The organism is Belliella aquatica, assembly GCF_014637795.1.
In the GTDB taxonomy this organism is placed as follows: Bacteria; Bacteroidota; Bacteroidia; order Cytophagales; family Cyclobacteriaceae; genus Belliella; species Belliella aquatica.
In genome coordinates, this window is sequence record NZ_BMFD01000028.1 from 11,322 (window position 1) to 31,565 (window position 20,244).

General features: G+C 45.3%; 5 protein-coding genes. 4 read left to right on the forward strand and 1 reads right to left on the reverse strand.

The genetic code is table 11. From position 1 onward, the window contains the following. Both IEV57_RS18785 and IEV57_RS18790 read left to right on the forward strand, forming a co-directional pair. Positions 1-918, forward strand: a 918-nt coding sequence (locus IEV57_RS18785) for a PorP/SprF family type IX secretion system membrane protein (RefSeq protein WP_262891058.1), incomplete at its 5' end; no start/stop codon positions are given. A gap of 426 nt (positions 919-1,344) precedes the next feature. After that, entirely contained in the window at positions 1,345-3,150 is a 1,806-nt protein-coding gene (locus tag IEV57_RS18790) for a tetratricopeptide repeat protein (protein ID WP_188444581.1), read from the forward strand. Positions 3,151-4,305: 1,155 nt separating this feature from the next. Here IEV57_RS18790 and IEV57_RS18795 read toward each other — a convergent pair. Then, a complete protein-coding gene (locus IEV57_RS18795) occupies positions 4,306-4,527 on the reverse strand; it encodes a hypothetical protein (RefSeq protein ID WP_188444582.1) in 222 nt (73 codons plus the stop codon). Positions 4,528-6,027: 1,500 nt separating this feature from the next. Between IEV57_RS18795 and IEV57_RS18800 the strand changes: the two genes are divergently transcribed. Beyond that, the gene (locus tag IEV57_RS18800) at positions 6,028-19,665 is read left to right on the forward strand and encodes an MBG domain-containing protein (RefSeq protein WP_188444583.1); all 13,638 of its coding nucleotides are present in this window, start codon (positions 6,028-6,030) and stop codon (positions 19,663-19,665) included. 103 nt (positions 19,666-19,768) lie between these two features. Then, the coding region (locus IEV57_RS18805; protein WP_188444584.1) for a PorP/SprF family type IX secretion system membrane protein at positions 19,769-20,244 on the forward strand (476 nt) is incomplete at its 3' end.

The window sequence follows — 20,244 nt, forward strand, 5'->3', positions numbered from 1 at the left end:
TTCATAGGAATAGCCCTTGTAACGACAACGGATATTCTCGCTCAATCTCGAAAATACATTTCTCAATTCAGTCACTTACAGGGCTACTATAATCCGGCACTGACAGGCTATGAAGGATCTATGATTCGCGGCTTTGTCCGCAATCAGTGGGCAGGCTGGGAGGGAGCACCAAAGACATACTTTGCCTCAGCAGAACTAGACTTCGGCCAACTCTCTGGTCAGGGCTCAGGAGATATTCTGGGCAAGAATGCCGCAGGGATCTCCATCCTTCATGATCAGTATGGTGCCTTTGCAGAAACAGAATTTGTGGCTAGCTATGCCTCAAGAATCCAAGTTGGAGAGAAGACCAACCTGAGATTGGGAGCTGGTTTAAATTACCGCTCTATCCGTTTGGATGGAAATAGTATGACAACAGAGCAAGCAGATGATCCGATAGTAGGTCAATACTTTGGGAGTTTCTCTAATATGCAAGTGATAGACTTCAATTTAGGACTTGCCCTGACACACCCAAGCTACTATGTGTCCTATGCAGTGCACCATGTAAATCAAGGAGCGATCAACTCGGGAGATGTGTTTATGGAAAGAATGCCCAGGGTAGGCATCTTCCAAGCAGGATACAGAAACAGGATCAATGATAATCTAGCAGTAGCGACCAATTTCATGTATAGGAGTCAGTCTGACTTACCAGACAACTTAGAACTCAACCTTAAAGTAGTGATGAAAGAAAAGGTTTGGATTGGAGGAGGACATAGAATAGACTATGCAAACAACTTCCAGTTTGGCTTGCTCTTCGACAAGATGCGCATTGGTTATATCTACGAGATGCCGATGCTGAGAAGCTACTTACTTCCCAATGTGACGCATGAATTCATGTTGACTTATGCACTGTTTGGAGATAGGAGAGGGACGATTTGGTAAAGAATGAGATCGAATGTTAAAAAGTCAAAAAATTGAGTTTGTTCCTGAGGTTTTAAATTAGGAATAAACTCAACTTTATTTTCATTTCTTTTCGAAGAATCCTTTGTTATGCTTGTACAATGAATTTATAAAAATCTTTTTTAAAAAGAGCTATTATTGAATAACCAAATATGATTATCATTACCGCTATCGATCTAAGAAACCGTTTTTTTTTTGCTACTGAAGTAAAAGCTGATATGCATGTAACAAAAATTAAATTCAACTTTTTTTTTTAGAATGATCATTTTTTTTTAATAAATGAGCAGGTGTAAAATCATTTTGTAAATTAAATGTTATTTAATGTAAAATAAGTATCATCTCTAGAACGATTCCTTATGTAATTTTGAAATGTTTTATTTTGTTTAAATAATATTAAAAATTTCCTTGATGTCTAGAGTCATTTTCGCTATATTTTTTTTGTTTCTAGTTCATTATGAAATTTTGGGAAACTCCCAATCAGGGTTAGATACTTTGATACCTTCTAAAGAGAAACAACTCAAAGATTTTATCAGAATAGGAAAAGAAGATCCATCATCTTATAAGAAGCTATTTAGTTCACTTCAAAAAGATTTCTCCTCAAATAACAATCAAGTTCAACTCTTTGAACTATATGATTTGCATACCGATTATCTTTCCAAAATCGGAGATTACGATTCTCTGATTCAAACTTTACATACGATGAGGGGGCTTTTGAGCGATGAAAAAAAAGAAGGCCTGATTTCTATTTATATACGATTAGCTTTTGCCCATGATCAGAAATTCAATTTCGACTCCTTGATTTATTGGCAACATCATGTTGAAAATGAAGTAAGTTTAAATTCTGAGTACAGGGGGATGATCTTGCTTTTAAAAGGTTTGGAAAGCTCCTATAATGCTGCTTATTCTAAGTCGATAGAATTTCTATTGGAGGCTGCTAAGATTTTCGAAGAGAGAAATCAAAGTGCTAATTTGGCAAAAGCGTATCAATCCATGGCTTTTGATTTTCATCAGATGGGTGACTTTGAAAGTCAAGAATTCTATCTTTTAAAACAAATACAAATTGAACAAGCTTTGGGCAACAGCATGGAACTGATAGAAGCTTATAATAATTTGGGTGTGAGTTACAAAAAGAGAGATTCTTTAGATAGAGCTTTATTTTATTATGAATTGGCAAATCAAGAATTGACTGTCGTTAAAAGCCCTTTTTTAACCGCCCAAAATCTAACCAATCGGGCGAATATCTTCGAAAAATTGGAAGATTATCCTGCAGCGGAGAGTCTTTTTTTAGAATGCGAACAACTTTCAGAGCAACATGATATTGCCTACGGGGTACTACTTTCAAATGTGAATTTAGGAAATTTATACAGGATGATGAAAAAGTATTCATTATCAGAAGCGCGTTTAAATAAGGCTTTGTCTTTGGCAAAGTCTCTTAAATTTAAAAAGGAAGAGGCCTTGGTTTTCGAACGACTGGCATGGCTTGAGAGGGACCGAGGAGCTTTTGATGCAGCTTATGATAATCTATCTAGATATTATTCCTTAAATGATAGTCTTGTGAATGAATCTGTTAGGAATACAGCTACTGAGCTCAAAACGAAATACGAATCCGAAAAGAAAGAAAATGAAATCATTAGACTATCTAATGATAAACTTTACCAACAATACATCATGGCTTTAATGGGAGTATTTCTGGTTATGCTCTTATTTGTAATCTATTGGTGGAGAAATAAGAATCAACTGATCCAAGTCAAATTAGATCTCGCCGAAAACTTAAATCAAGTCAAAAGTGAGGCCCTCAAGCTACGAGAAAATGATCTATTACAGCAAACTATGGAAAAGGTAGCCTTGAAAGATCAAATGCAAGATTTAGTTAATAAAATCAAAGAAGGGACTAGTAATGAAAAGATCGAAAACCAAGTAAGGGCGATAGAACTCAAGCAGAATCCATGGAATGATTTAGTTGAGAAATTCAAATTACTTCACCCTCAATTTATCGAAAAACTTACTATCGCTTATCCTCAATTAACTCAAAATGACCTTGAGCTTTGTTCATTAATCAAGATGAATCTTTCTACTAAGGAAATTGGTCAGATTTTGCGTATCACTGATCAAAGCGTGAGGACAAAAAAATATAGACTTCTTAAGAAATTGGATTTGACTAGAGAGACCGATTTGGCTACTTGGGTCAACACATTGGAGGTACAGGAGAAATAGAAAAAAACTGATATTCAAGGTTTTTTAGATTTGTCTATACTTTGTCTACGCGGTTTTTTTCTCATTCACAAGGCTTCTTTACTTATTGCAGCCTTATTGAAAATTACAAGTCAATTTTATATTATTTACAGATCATAAAGCATGGAAAAACGCTACGAAAAAAGCTCTGTTTCTTTAAAAGGAACACACATAGTATCTTTCTTTTTTTCAAAAAAGATCTTAGGTTTCCTTCTCTTTTTTTTACCTCTAATTGGTTTTGGACAAACCTTAACGATCAGCGATAGCGGACAAACCGGCACCTCAGGGACTAATTGGTCGGTTTCGGGCACTAATCCTGTAATCATTACTGCAACAGGTACTGCCAATGTTAATACCAGTGTAATTGAAGGCTATTTAAATGCGGGTACAAGTGTAATGCTGGAAGGATCATTAATTAGCGTAGCTGACGCCATAGATAAAACAGCTGGTGGTGATGCGACATTAACAATTAGAGCTGGCGGAACCAATACCGAAGGATATGGTAGAGCAATGATTAATGCAGATGTTCAATCCACCTCAGGAGCATTGAATATTGTGTTATGGTCGGATTATAACAATCACAATCGTGCAGGTGCTACAGTTTCTAGCTCGCCTACTATTAACACGAATGGCGGACATTTTTGGATGGGGGGTAGTGCAACAGCGCAAGGCGCTACTACTTGGAACGGCTTAACCGTTGGTAATGGGCCTTCCGTTAATGCAGTTGGTTCCACCAATCAAAACGCTGTAGATATTAATGGAGTAGCTTTAAATACAAGTGGTGGTGATGTTTTTATTTGGGCTGCTCCTGGTGCAGGTGGTGGTATTCAAGGTATTTCATTTAACTCATCTTCAATTACAATAGGAGCGGGAGATATCGTTTTAGCCACTGATGTAATTAGTGGAGCAGCTACTTTAACTTCCACAGGGCATTTATACTTAGTTCCAGATGGAGGTGCTTACGCAGGGGCCGTAACTTGGAGTCATAATAATGCTTCCCCAAATATTGATGTAACGGGAACCTTTGATGCCTTAACTATCAATGCCTTTAATAGTTTAGGCGGTTTTACGATTGGTAACTATGAAGGTATGACTGGGGTTACCTTTTCCAATACATCAAGCATAACCGTTACAAATTCAATAGATGTTGCGGGACCTGTATCGGTGTATGGAAATAGCATCTCTGCCAACGCCAATATTACCACGCAGGGAGACTTGTATATGAAGGCTATAAATGGCATTGATTTCAGCATTGGAACAACTGTAACAACTAATGGCGGCGATGTTGTCTATTGGTCGACAGCCACAGATGGAAATGGCTACATTCGACCCGCAACCATCACCACTAACGGTGGTCATGTCTACATGGGTGGTAATTATGAATCAATAGGTGAAGCCGTTTGGCATGGGCACACTGTGGGAGGGGGATATGCATTTTATTCTGCTAATGCAGGTGTTGCGCTTCGAGGCAATATTACCACCAACGGTGGTGACGTACTGATCGCTGGAGAAAGTGCAGTAACGGATTTAGGTGATGTGGCAGCAGAATCAAGTGACAGAACGATTTCCACAGGTACTGGAAACATTACCTTAATGCCTTATAGTGAAGTTCTGCAAAACAACTTTTCCTTTTGGGGACCCTTTCAGATGATTTTGGAAACAACAGGGAAAGTATCTGTTGCACCTGTAAGTGGTCATAGCTTTTGGGGTGGCCAAACCCCGCAATTAACCTATAATGGTTCATTAAGCAGCGGTACTTTTACAGGAAGTAGCGCTTTGGCGGGCGTGCAAATTCCCAATATCGCAAATTTGGGAGGTCTGGAATTGGGCACCTATAGTGGTACCGGAGTCGTAGGCGATTCACCCTATGTTGATGCCAACGTGAAGAATATGCGTTTGGATGCAGGCTTTAGCATTGCCGGCCCGATTACGCTGTATGGTGGGAATCTTGGGGTAAACCAGAACCTAACGTCAACATTAGCTGGTGCAGATATTTTGCTCAAGGCTTCAGCGGGCATCGTCAACGAAGGCTTTGCGATCACCAGTAACGCTGGCGACATCACCCTGTGGGCCAACAGCTCCAGCACCACCGTCGCACCGACCACGGGCGGGGTTTACCTTAAAGACGGCGGCACGCTCGACAGCCGCTCCAATACGGATCGCACGGCAGCTAACATCAGCACGGCCACGGGGGGCGGTACGATCACACTGGGTGGTGGCAGTGCTAGCACCACCTTGGCTTCGGCCACGGTGGTGCCGACTGGCTACGCACAGAACATCAGCGGCACATCCAACGGTATTGGCTTGGGCACAGACACTAGGCAAGGCCACAACTCGAACATCAAACTCTATTCCGGGGGCGGCGATATCAGCTTGCGCGGCCAGAATACGGTAGCGGGTGGATCGAACTATAAATTTGGGGTGCAGACCTACGGTGGTGTGACGATTGACGCCGGCACAAATGGCGACCTGACCATTGATGGTTTGTCCACTGGTAATGCCAACCCTAATGGCGTGGAACTAGGTAGCTGGGCAGCAGGCTCTACAGCGGGTCTGTACAAAACCAGTGGTACGGGCTCGATCAGTATCACCGGCACGGCCTCAGGCGGCAGTGGCGATATGATCGGATTTGCCAGTGCGTCGCTCAATACTATTGAGGCCACGGGTACCGGTGGTATTACTCTTAATGGTAGTAGTAGCCTGGGCAACAGCAGCAACCCTGACCTGCGTTTGAACGGCGCCATTCTAGCGGCCAGCGGCGACATTACAGTTAACGCCAACACGACGAGTGGCCGTTTACTCAATGGCGCAACCTTTGGCCGCAAGGCGGGGAGCGACGTTCTCACCTCCAGCAGCAACGTGACGCTGAACGCGGACAGCTTTACTTTCGCTTTGGGAAGTAGCATTGCCACCACCGGCACAGTGACTATTCAACCCATCTCCACGAGTACGAGTTTCAGCAGTACATTGAATGTGACAAGCAACCTAGCCCTATCCAGTGATGTCAGTGGCTTGACCATTGGTAAAGAAGGCAACACGGCCAATATTACCACCGCAACAGCCCAAACTATCGCAGGGCCAATTTCAGTTTATGGCGGAGACATCACCGTTGATCAAAACCTGACCTCTACAGCTAGTGAAGCCGATATTTTGCTCAAAGGCTCGGGCTATATTGCCATGGCTAGTGGCTCTAGCAATAGCGCATACCGGACCTTGCAAACCAACAATGGCAACATTGTTCTATGGGCAAATTCAGCTGATGGAACATCTGGTGGTATTCAATTGGGCGATTGGACAACATTCAATACTGCTAATGGCTCAACCACTCAAACAAACGGAGGCGGTAAGGTGTGGCTAGCGGGTGGTTCAGGTGTGAATGCCCAAGGCTTACCCACTGGCGCTGCGAATGGGGGTACCGCTCGATCAGGCATCAGCTTTGGGAGCTATTCGCAGGCGGCTACCACGACCAGTATTTATTCGGGCGGTGGTGATATTTATTTGAATGGCGAATCAAATGGCACTTTACCCGGGTGGGGTGTTGCTTGGAACCGGACAGGTATTGCCAATGCGGGTAATGGTACGATCACGATTAAAGGTGAAGGCAAAAACGCAAGCGGTTACCATGGTATCGAGTTGGGCGGCTTTAATGGTTCCATCAATATTACCGCCGGCGGCGGTGATGCAGATACCCCTGCTATTCTGATTGACGGAACTACGAGCCGCAGTGATTTCAGCGGTTTGCAAACCATCAGCGGACCGGGTACTAGGTCGATAATGCAAGCCACCGGCGCGGGCGGCATTACTATTCTGGCTAAAGGGGTGAACAGTGGTTCTGGCCCTTCCTACAATTCAACCCTAGACGTGCTCGCTGCTAGCGGCGATATTCTGATTAGTGCCGAAGGTGGCACAGGTTTCAATTTCATTGGGACGATTGGACAAAAAACCGGCACAGACGTGACCAGCAGTTCCAGTAATGTGACATTGCGTGCCAATGCTATCAACGTTTTCGCTGGTACTGAAATACAAACCACCGGTACACTCATTGTCGAGCCCTTTGGTACAAGCTTCACGAATGCCTTAACCTGGCCGTTATCCAATCTGGCATTGGGTTCAGATATCACAGGCCTTCGTTTAGGCAAATATGGCAATACTGCCAACATCACCATTAACAGTGCGCAAACTATCGCTGGGCCAATTTCGGTGTATGGGGGAAACTTGGCGCTCAATGCAGCTACTACGGCCACGGGCAGTGACATTAATTTGTATGCCTCAGGTGCCGTTTCCCAAAGTGCATCCCTTACCGCCAATCGCTTGGCGCTGAACGGTACTGGAACTTTCACTTTACAAAATGCGGCGAACAATGTGGGCATTATAGCTGGTGGAGACAATACCACCCGCTTAGGTAATTTGGCCTACCGCGATGCCGATGCGTTGGAAATTGGATCGGTAAATCCGGATGGAATTTTTTCTACAGGTACCGTCTTGATAGAAACCGAGAATGGAGATATTACTCTATCCCAAAATATCAATACCACCTCTACTTCTACCAATGCGATTATCGTTAATGCAGGTAGAGCATCATCTCCTGGTACTATAGGCGGAGGCAATATACTTGTAAGCAATTCAGCACCAACACTCACAATGGGTACTGGAGGTATCGCTAAGTTATTCAGCGGGACTGAATCCTCTAGTACGGGACTTACTGATTTAGCAGGAGGTACAGCTAATACGCGTTCTCCATTTGACGAAACCTCAACTATCTCACCGGCTTTAGCAGCAGATAATAGTTATGCCATTTATCGGGTATCATCGGGAACAGGTGACTTAACCATTGTATCTTCGGGTGGCGATGCCGAGAACAGTACGTGGAGCTTTGATAGCGGCAGCCGCACCTTAAGCACCATATCAAATCCGGTTAATGTAAATGCTTCGGTAGTAGAAGGCTATTTGGCCAGTGGTGATTTAACTATAGAGGCGGGTAATATTACCATCAATGCTCCCGTGAGTAATGCGACGGATAATGACTGGTTCTTAGAGGCGCAATCGAATATTTTCCAAACTACTATTGGCAACATTACCACTCTAGGAGGGTCAGTGGTGTTACGTTCTAACAGCAATGATAGCAGCAATGGACGTGTTGATTTGTTTGGTGATTTTACAACGAATGGAGGTGCATTGTATATTGGCGGTGGTAGCGCTAGTGAAACCCTAGATGGACTTAGCGTGCCCACGGGCTACTCCATCACGAATGAAAATAACAGAAATGGTATCTTTATTAGGTATTCAAATATCAATACCGGTGGCGGAAATTTACGTATGCGGGGTCAAAACACATCTGTTGATGGTAGCAATACAGGCCTTATAGTAATTGATAGTGACATACAAACTGGCCCTGGTGAATTAAGTCTTTTTGGAAGACGTACAGGAAATCCTAACATGTCAGGGGGCTTATGGTTGGGAACTGCCATTGGAAGTTCTACCCAAACAGGGAACGTAACGCTTTCTACGACTTCTGGGAATATGAATCTGGAAGGCATTTCGGAAGCGACCAATTCCTTTGTTTGGTCGCATGGTTTGATCCTTATGGCAAGTGGTACCGAACAGATCAGTCTAAGCACTGGCAGTGGTAATATCAGCATTAGCGGAAATGCAACCAATGCAGCCCTCCAAACAGGTGAAGCCGTAGGTTTATTAGCACAAATGAATGATAATACTGCAGGCTTAAGCATCTCCACTGATGGGGGTAGCATTAGCCTTTCGGGTGCAAGCGGCAATACAGGAGGAAACGATGGTATTGCGCTTCGTGCTCGGGATGCGGCCGGAAGCATCACCATTGGCGATGCCAATACAGGGGATATCACCTTTAGTACGGGTTCGCTTCAGACGACGGATAGAATAGCTGGCGCCATTGTGGTTGAAAGCGCAGGTAATGTGGTGTTCGAAGGTCCGTCGGGCGGTAATTTCGCAGCAGATATTAACATCAGCGATGAGTATGATTTTAAATCGGGTATCACTTCGCTTCGCTTTGGTAAAACCAATAATACAACATCACGAATTAGCTTGTACACACCTGTCAATATTTCAGGACCAATGAGCATATACGCTAACTTGGCAGATATCTACAATAATATTAATACCTCCACTGCCAACGGTGACATTTTTATTCAAGGTGCGACCAGAATTGAGGCACGCACCCAGAACCGAACATTATCAAGCGGCTCTGGAAATATTACCTTGGTAACCAATTTTCTGAGTAATACGAACAGCCAAACAGTGGTTGAAAGTACAGGTAAATTCACTTTGCAGCCTTTTGGAACGGCCTTTTCAAGCTATGGCAATGTGCTGGACTTTTCAGGAAGTCTTTCTAGCGATACATTCATAGGTGTTTCAGATGCTGCCGGCCTTCGTATCAATAATGTGAGTCAACTGGGCGGACTAGTTTTTGGTAAAGAAGGCAATACCACTGGATTTTCAACCTACCATGATTGGGGAGTGAATGGCCCAATCAAATTTATTGGCGGTGATATTACTGTTGGAGGTAATCTGATAACCAGCGCAAATGCTGCTGATATATTGCTGAAGTCTTCAGGCAATATTCTGTATGCGGCTAATAAAAGCATTACCACCAACAACGGTGATCTGATTTTATGGTCGGACAGCGATGCTAATAACGAAGGCTTCATTGCGGTCGGAAACAATGTAACCTTTAATACGGCCAACGGCTCTACCGACTCTGGTTTGAGTGGAGGCGGTAATATTGTGTTGGCCGGTGGGGCTGATGATGGTGCCAACGGCGGCACGGCCAATGATGGATTCCCAGATGGTTTTGCTCGTTCGGCAACCAACCCAGGTATTGAGCTTTCGACCGATAATACGGGGGATGTGTACTTCTATTCCGGTGGTGGAAATATCACCATGCATGGTTACAGTAGTAACAATGAGACGCCGCTATTATATAATAATGTAGGTATTAACCAGTTTGGTGGATTATTTACAGATGCAGGTACGGGACGCATCCGCATGATTGGTGAAGGGGTGAATCACTATGGTATTAACCTTAATCATGGTTCAGCAGAAGCAGAGCTTAAACTCACACTTACTTCTGCTGCTACTTCAGGCGATGCCATTTATATACGCGGGGTATCTAGCAGCGAGCTTGGATTGGTTTTCAATTTCAGTTCTAAAAAAGAGCTTAAAGCCCCGGGTGGTGGCGACATTACGCTAGAAGGTGTTGGCGGAGGCTCTTCTAAGGGGATCTTCTTACAAACCATTGATGTGTTGGCAACCTCAGGTACCATTAGCTTGGATGGCGGTACCAACGGTATTTTCAATAAAAATACGGCAAATACCTATGGCTTTAAGGCTGGCAGTGCTATCACAAGCAGTAGTTCAGATATTATTTTCCGAGGCAATGCGATATCTGTTGAAGCAGGAGGAACCGCTACCTCTTTTAACACCACAGGAGCGGTAACTATTGAGCCGTCTGGTGCTTCATTTACCTCAGCACTTAGCTTTCCGATAAGTAATCTGAGTTTAGATGCTGCAGTAAGCGGTTTAACCCTAGGTAAGGCGAGTAACACGGCTTCTATGACCATTGCAGGAGCAGCAACCATCGCCGGGCCAATTTCGGTGTATGGGGGGGGTATCACTGTTAATCAGAACCTGACGTCTACCGCCAGCGGTGGAGATATTTTATTAAAAGCAAGTGGAAATATTACTACTGCTGCAAGTAAAAGTATTACAACTGATGGTGGTGATGTAACGCTTTGGTCAAACAGTGATAGTAATGGTGGATACATTTATATTCAGGATAACGTCACTATAGATACCAGAACATCATCCGATAGAACCGCAAACAATGGTTCAAATGATGATGAAAATGGCGGTGCAATAACTTTAGGTGGCGGTGCAGGAACGACCACCCCAACGGGGTATGCAGTTAACTCAGCTAATGTATTTAGAGGAGGAATAAACCTAGGGACTGAGAGTGGTGGTTCAAGACACGATAGTGGTATTTCTTTTATCTCAGGTGGTGGAAATATTGCTTTAAAAGGTCAACAAACATCGACTTACAACAACGATGCAGCGGGTATAAATGCCTACGAGGGATTTGTTTTTGATGCTGGTAAAACAGGAAGCATCACTTTAGTCGGTGATGTTAGTGGGTCCAGTGCTTCCTACTCGGATGGTATGAATCTTGGAAATTTTGCAATTACAGCAGGTGGTACAGCTTCTTATATCAAAACAGTAGATGGTGATATAACCTTAACAGGAACGTCAGGAAGTGGCTCTATTCAAAGTAGAGGAGTATTACTTGCTGGGGGCGGCGCCGGGATTTTTGTGCAAAGTACCGGAACAGGAAATATAAATATCACAGGAACCTCAGGTGGAGGCGCTGGAGTCCCTTATAATGTACTATTTATTGGCGCAAATATTTTAGCTAATAATGGCGACATTAATTTACTCGGGGGAAGTGCGGGAGGAACAATATATAGTTCGTTGTTCGCTTCAACAGTTGGTTATAAAACAGCAAGTGATGTTGCTAGCTCAAGTAGCGACATAAGCGTTACAGCGGATAAATTTGATTTAACCTCTGGAATAGCTTTTAATACTACCGGAACTTTTACAATCGAACCATTTGGCACCTCATTCACTGCTGATTTCAACACGAATAACCTGACATATGATGGTTTGACCGGTTTGACCATCGGTAAAACTGGTAATACACGAAATGTTACAGTTGGATCGGCAACTGCCATAGGAGGCCCTATTTCTATCTATGGTGGAGCCATTGCCATCAATGCAGCAACCACTGCCACGGGCAGTGACATACATCTTCACGCCTCTGGCGCTGTTACACAATCTGCAGCACTTACAGCAAATGGGCTGGGTCTGAATGGAACAGGTACTTTCACCCTCACCAATGCTTCCAACAATGTAGCCACTATAGCTGGAGGATCGGATGCTACCAAGCTGGGCAGTTTAAGCTTTGTAGATGCAAGTGGAGGCTTAACGGTGGGAACAGTAAATCCTACCGGAATCTACTCCACTGGCGCCATTGAGATTGCTACGCTATCAGGAGATCTTTTGGTAACAGAACCTATTGTTTCCACGCTAGCTACTGGCGATGCAGTGAAGTTGTATGCCGATCAGGATGAATCGTTAGGTAGTGAAGGCGATGGGAATATCAAGATTTCAAGTAATGGTGCGATTACTATTGAGTCTGGTGCTAGGGCGCTCTTGTATTCTGGAAAAGAATCTGAAAGTTCAGGTGTACAGACTGAGGTAGGCGGAGAAGCCAATACCCGTACAAATGTGGATGCAGATACGGATCTGAGTACACTAGATCCGGTTCTGATTAGCACAGGAAAGTATGGTTTTTTTAGAGTGGACAATACGATTGATATTTCCACCTTGACTATTGAAGCCATTTCCGACCAGACCTATACAGGCTCTGCGATCGAGCCATCTGTGGTGGTGAAGGATGGAAGTACGACGCTGGTTGAGGATACCGACTACACCCTGAGCTTCAGCGAAAACATCAATGTGGGCACAGCGACTGTGACGATTACCGGAATAGGGGATTATAGTGGAGAAAAACAAGTCACATTTAGTGTAACGAAGCTTGCGGTAACAATCACGGCGGACAGCGATACTAAAGTTTACGACGGCACAGCCCTGACGGATTCGGATTCCGAGATCACAACGGGAACCTTGGTAACCGGTCATAAGTACACCGCGATGATAGCGGGGACTCAGACAAATGTGGGTAGTAGCGCAAACGAAGTGAGTGCAGCTTTAATCTTAGATGGGGCTAACAATGATATAACGGCTAATTATGACATTACCTATGTCAATGGTACACTGGAGGTGACAGCTCTTGCGGTTGAAATCACGGCCGACAGCGACACAAAAGTTTACGATGGCACGGCATTGAGCGATACTGGCAGCAGCATTACAGCTGGAGCTTTGGTGACCGGCCATACCTACACGGCAACAGTAACGGGAAGTCAAACCAATGTGGGCAGCAGCGCTAACGTTGCGAGTGCAGCATTAATCAAAGACGGAGCAGACAACGATGTGACGGCCAATTATGCCATAACGTATGTGGATGGAGCCTTGGCGGTGACCGCTCTAGCGATCGAAATCACAGCAGACAGCAATACCAAAGTGTACGATGGCACGGCATTGACCGATACAGGCAGTAGCATCACCGATGGCGCTTTGGTGACTGGCCATACCTACACGGCGACCGTTACAGGAAGTCAAACAAATGTGGGCAGTAGCGCCAACATTGCGAGTGCAGCTGTGATCAAGGATGCGTCGGATAATGATGTGACGGTGAACTATGCCATCACGTATGTGGATGGAACCTTGGCGGTAACCGCTCTAGCGATCGAAATTACGGCCGACAGCGACAGTAAAATATATGACGGCGCTGCCTTGACTGATACAGGCAGCAGCATCACCGATGGCGCATTGGTGACTGGCCATACCTACACGGCGACCGTTACAGGAAGTCAAACCAATGTGGGCAGCAACGCCAACGTTGCGAGTGCAGCAGTAATCAAAGATGCGTTAGACAACGATGTGACGACCAATTATGCCATCACCTATGTGGATGGAGCCTTGGCGGTTACCGCTCTAGCGATCGAAATCACAGCCGACAGCGATAGCAAAGTTTACGATGGTACAGCCTTGACCGATACTGGCAGCAGCATAACAACAGGCGCACTGGTAAGCGGCCACACCTACACGGCGACAGTAACAGGAAGCCAGACCAATGTGGGTTCAAGCGACAACTTAGCGAGTGAAGCAGTGATCAAGGATGCATCGAATAATGATGTGACGGCGAACTATGCCATCACCTATGTTAACGGCAGCTTGGCGGTGACCACTCTAGCGATAGAGATCACGGCAGATAGCGATAGCAAAGTTTACGATGGTACAGCCTTGACCGATACTGGCAGCAGCATTACAGGTGGAGCTTTGGTAACAGGTCATACCTATACAGCTACTGTTACGGGAACTCAGACGGATGTGGGTACGAGCAACAACGTACCGAGTGCGGCTGTGATCAAGGATGCATCAGAGAACGATGTGACGTCGAATTACGACATCAGCTACGTTAACGGAACACTGGAAGTGACGAAGCTTTCGATCGAAATCACAGCCGACAGCGACAGTAAAATATATGATGGGGCTGCTTTGATCGATACAGGCAGCAGCATCACCGATGGCGCTTTGGTAAGTGGCCATACCTACATGGCGACCGTTACAGGAAGTCAAACCAATGTGGGCAGTAGCGTCAACGTTGCGAGTGCAGCAGTAATTAAAGATGCATCGGATAATGATGTGACGGCCAACTATGCCATCACATATGTGGATGGAGCCTTGGTGGTGACCGCTCTAGCGATCGAGATCACGGCAGACAGCGATAGCAAAGTTTACGATGGTACAGCCTTGACCGATACAGGCAGCAGCATTACGGATGGAGCTTTTGTTACAGGTCATACCTATACAGCTACAGTTACAGGTTCTCAGACGGATGTTGGCAGTAGTGCCAATGTGCCTAGTACGGCTGTGATCAAGGATGGCTCGGACAATGATGTGACGGCGAACTATGCCATCACCTATGTTGACGGCAGCTTGGAGGTGACCGCTCTAGCGATCGAAATCACGGCAGACAGCGATAGCAAATTTTACGATGGCACGGCATTGACCGATACAGGCAGCAGCATCACAACAGGCGCATTGGTAAGCGGCCATACTTACACGGTGACAGTTACAGGTTCCCAGACGGATGTTGGCAGTAGTGCCAATGTGCCTAGTACGGCTGTGATCAAGGATGCGTCGGATAATGATGTGACGACGAACTATGCCATCACCTATGTTGATGGCAGCTTGGAAGTGGCGAAGTCGACACTTACATTGACACCGGATGCGAATCAAACCAAAGAATACGGTGATTCCGATCCGACACTGACTTACGAATTCAGCGGTGAAGCAACAGGAGAGACTCCGGGCTTCGATGGATCATTGACCAGAGTTCAGGGAGAGAACGTGGGAACTTACGAAATCACACGAGGCAATCTGGAATTGATGGACAATGGATCCTTCAAGGCGACCAATTATCAACTTGACCTGACCACAGGAGTTGATTTTGAAATCACCAAGGCAGCGTTAACCATCACGGCCAATAACGACAGCAAGTTTGTGACGCAGTCTGATGCAAATGGCTACGCAGGGGTAAGCTACAGCGGCTTTAAGTTCGGGGAGGATGAATCAGTCTTGAATACGACGAACCTGACGATCATCCGTACGAATACGGGTGCAGAAGCCGCAGGTGAGTATGCGGATGTGCTGCAAGCTTCGGGTGTGACTGCTCAGAATTATGAGATCAGCTATGTCCCTGGAGATTTTACGATTGTAGGTGCAGATCAGCTCTTGGTGAAGTTGAAGGATTCAGAAGTGATTTATGGAAGTACACCAGTTTATGAAATTGACGAAGTTGGCTATTTCAGTTCTGATGATCAATTGATCAAAGACCTGACATCAAGCACGGTAGTAAATGGGACGCAGGTGACAGTAACTGACGGGGCATCCGGTACGGCAAGCTTTGAGATTGTGGTTGAAGATGCCACGTATGCCACTTCCGGTAAACTTAACGTCGGAACTTACGACTTGTTGGCATCCAATTCAGCGGTGACCAGCCCTAACTTCAGCAATACACTGGTGCTACAAGGCAAGCTGGAAGTTACACCGAAGGAACTGACAGTAGCTGTTACCAGCAGTACGACAAAGGTCTATGACGGCAATGCGCAACTGCTGGATCTGGAACTCAGCCTGGTTTCACCGATTAATCTGGATCAGGTGATGGCTTCGGCTACGGGCGAATACGACAGCAAGGATGCAGGTGCCAGAAGTTATACCGTGACGGGCTTGACGCTTTCAGGAGCGGATGCAGGGAACTACTATATCCAGGGCGGAGCTACGGCGACGATCACTGGTACAGACGGAGAGATTACCCAACGTACGCTGACGGTGACTCCAGATGGAGGACAAAGCAAGACCTTTGGAGAACCCGACCCTGTTCTGACTTATAGTCACACTGGTGAAGTTAGCGGAGAGACACCTGGGTTCAGTGGTAGCCTGACTAGAGCTATTGGCGAATCGGAAGGCACCTATGCGATAGAACAGGGAAGCCTTGAGCTCATCGATAGGGATAGCTTCCAAAAAAATAATTACGAGTTGGCCTTCACGGAGGGTATTTTGTTTGCGATCGGCAAGAAAGCGATTGATGCAAGTGACATTACAGTGGATACAATAGTGGATCTGACCTACAATGGGCAGGTCCAGAGGCCGGTACCTTTGGTAAAAGAAGGAAATAAGACCCTGACCAATGATGTGGACTATACGCTCAGCTATGCGGATAATACCAATGTAGGCACAGCTACGGTGACGATCTCGGGTATCGGAAACTACAGCGGCACTACCAGTCAGACCTTTGTGATTATGAAGAAAGAGATCAGGGTACTAGTATCCAATCAGATCAAGGATTATGGCGATGAGGACCCGGAATTGGTTTACACATTGGACCCGGAATTATTCGGAGATGATGAAGTAGTAGGTTCCATAAATCGAAATGCTGGTGAAGCAGTGGGTATTTATTCGATTAGCTTGGGCAGTTTAAGTGCCGGATCAAATTATGAACTGCTGCTAGAGGGTAATCCTGAATTTGAAATCCGCAGTGTGGATAGAGATGGTGATGGAGTTCCAGATGATGTGGAAGATCAGCAAGGCACTGATCCAAATGATCCAGAAGACTTCAAAGACTCCGATGGTGATGGTGTACCAGATTATGTAGAAGAGCAGGAGGGAACTGATCCCAACAATCCGGGTGATGCAAAAGACTCAGACGGAGATGGTGTGCCAGATCATGTGGAAGAGCGAGAGGGCACTGATCCGAATGATAAGGATGACTTTAAAGATTCTGATGGCGATGGAGTTCCTGATTATGTAGAAGAACAACAGGGCACTGATCCTAACGATCCAGAAGACTTCAAAGACTCCGATGGTGATGGTGTACCAGATTATGTAGAAGAGCAGGAGGGAACTGATCCCAACAATCCGGGTGATGCAAAAGACTCAGACGTAGATGGTGTGCCAGATCATGTGGAAGAGCGAGAGGGCACTGATCCGAATGATAAGGATGACTTTAAAGATTCTGATGGAGACGGAGTTCCTGATCATGTGGAAGAACAACAGGGTACCGATCCAAATGATGGAGAAGACTTCAAAGATTCTGACGGTGATGGAGTTCCTGATCATGTAGAAGAGCAGGAGGGAACAAATCCAAATGATCCGAATGATTTCAAGGATTCGGATGGAGATGGTGCTCCTGATTATGTGGAAGAACAGCAGGGAACTGATCCTAACGATCCAGAAGAGTTCAAAGACTCGGATGGAGACGGAGTTCCTGATCATGTGGAAGAACAACAGGGTACCGATCCAAATGATGGAGAAGACTTCAAAGATTCTGACGGTGACGGAGTTCCTGATCATGTAGAAGAGCAGGAGGGAACAAATCCAAATGATCCGAATGATTTCAAGGATTCGGATGGAGATGTTGCTCCTGATTATGTGGAAGAACAGCAGGGCACAGATCCAAATGATCCGAATGATTTCAAGGATTCCGATGGAGACGGTGTGCCTGACTATGTAGAAGAGCAGGAGGGAACTGATCCGAATGATAAGGATGACTTTAAAGATTCTGACGGCGATGGTGTGCCTGATTATGTAGAAGAACAGGAGGGAACTGATCCTAACGATCCAGAAGACTTCAAAGATTCTGATGGTGATGGTGTGCCTGACTATGTAGAAGAGCAGGAAGGTACTGATCCGAAGGATAAGGATGACTTTAAAGATTCCGATGGAGATGGAGTTCCTGATTATGTGGAAGAACAGCAGGGCACCGATCCGAATGATGGAGAAGACTTCAAAGATTCTGATGGCGACGGTGTGCCTGATCATGTAGAAGAGCAGGAAGGCACCGATCCGAATGATAAGGATGACTTTAAAGATTCTGACGGCGATGGTGTACCTGATCATGTCGAAGAGCGAGAGGGAACTGATCCAAATGATGGAGAAGACTTCAAAGATTCTGACGGAGACGGTGTACCTGAACATGTGGAAGAGCAACAGGGAACTGATCCTAACGATCCAGAAGACTTCAAAGATTCTGATGGTGATGGTGTGCCTGACTATGTAGAAGAGCAGGAAGGTACTGATCCGAATGATAAGGATGACTTTAAAGATTCTGACGACGATGGTGTACCTGATCATGTCGAAGAGCTTCAAGTCACGAATCCAAACGATGCAGAAGATTTCAAGGATTCTGATGGAGACGGTGTGCCGGACTATGTAGAAGAGCAGGAAGGTACCGATCCGAACAATCCGGGAGATGCAAAAGACTCAGACGGAGATGGTGTGCCGGATCATGTGGAAGAACAACAGGGCACCGATCCAAATGATCCAAATGATTTCAAAGATTCCGACGGCGACGGTGTACCTGATTACATTGAAATCCAACAGGGTACTGACCCGAATGATGCTTTTAATGTGAAGGATTCTGATGGAGATGGTGTGCCTGATCATATTCAGGAGCGCTCTATAGTGGAAGTTGCTAAGGTGTACCTAGAAGCTGCTTGGGGCAATGGGGATGTGGTATTGGAATTTCCTACCCGTCTGGTAGGTCTGATGTCTGATGGAAGCATCGTTGAGACAGTTGTCCGGTGGGATATTGAGGGATTAGATGAGTACCTCTACTCTAGTGGAGAGTATGTTTTAAGCGGAGAGTTGCTTCCGGGTAAAGGGGTTTATAATTCTTATAGTTTGGAAGGCGTGTTGCATCTGAGGGTTCTCCCTAAAGCAGTGCCGGTAGATCTTACTTTAAGCAGCAATGAGTTTGTGGGTTCGGCGAATACGTTCTTCCTACCGGTGGGATCCTTTACGGTGATTGATCCTTTGGATGATATTCATGAGCTGACCCTGGTAGCAGGAGAGGGTGATAACCGCTATTTCGAGATCAGGGACAATGTATTGTACTGGAGCAGTGCGGATCGGGCCGAGGGCAAGACCACCTTTACGATCATCGTGCAAGTGACTGACCGGGACGGTAATACACTGGACAAATCCTTTGAGATCAGCAGAATCCGAGAGGAGATCACCGAGATCGAGGTGTTCAATACCTTCACTCCAGAAGGAGATGGTAAGAATGATACTTGGGGAGTTCCAGAATTAAGATACTACTCAGGTGTAAGGATTCAAATATTCGACAGAGGAGGAGAAAGAATGTTCTACACAGAGAATCCAGATATCCGATGGGAGGGAACGCACAACGGCAAAGAGTTGCCAATTGGAACATACTACTGGACAATTGAAGTAGGAGAGACAGGAGAAGTAAGAAAAGGAATGTTGAATCTTTTAAGAAAATAGGCAAAAGGGACTAGGGAAAAGGCGAAAGGACGAGTTTGTGAATAAATGACTCGTCACTCCTTTCTCCTTTAACCTTTGACCTTTCACCTCAAAATATAAAATCATGAAAAAAATAATCATCTTAATCATAGGAATAGCCCTTGTAACGACAACGGATATTCTCGCTCAATCAAGAAAATACATTTCTCAATTCAGCCATTTACAGGGCTACTATAACCCAGCGTTGACAGGTTATGAAGGTTCTATGCTGAGAGGCTTTGTCCGCAATCAGTGGGCAGGCTGGGAGGGAGCACCAAAGACATACTTTGCCTCAGCAGAACTAGACTTCGGCCATCTCTCTGGTCAGGCCTCAGGAGATATTCTAGGCAAGAATGCAGCAGGGATCTCCATCCTTCATGACCAGTATGGTGCCTTTGCAGAAACAGAATTTGTGGCTAGCTATGCCTCAAGAATCCAAGTTGGAGAGAAGACCAATCTGAGATTGGGAGCTGGTTTAAATTACCGCTCTATCCGTTTGGATGGAAATAGTATGACAACAGAGCAAGCAGATGATCCGATAGTAGGTCAATACTTTGGGAG

What these genes read in the sequence shown, in the direction of transcription:
- IEV57_RS18790 (WP_188444581.1), top strand. Translation starts at nt 1,345, where the DNA reads ATGTCTAGAGTCATTTTCGCTATATTTTTTTTGTTTCTAGTTCATTAT.
- IEV57_RS18795 (WP_188444582.1), bottom strand. Translation starts at nt 4,527, where the DNA reads ATGACCACCGTTAGTGGTGATGGTTGCGGGTCGAATGTAGCCATTTCC.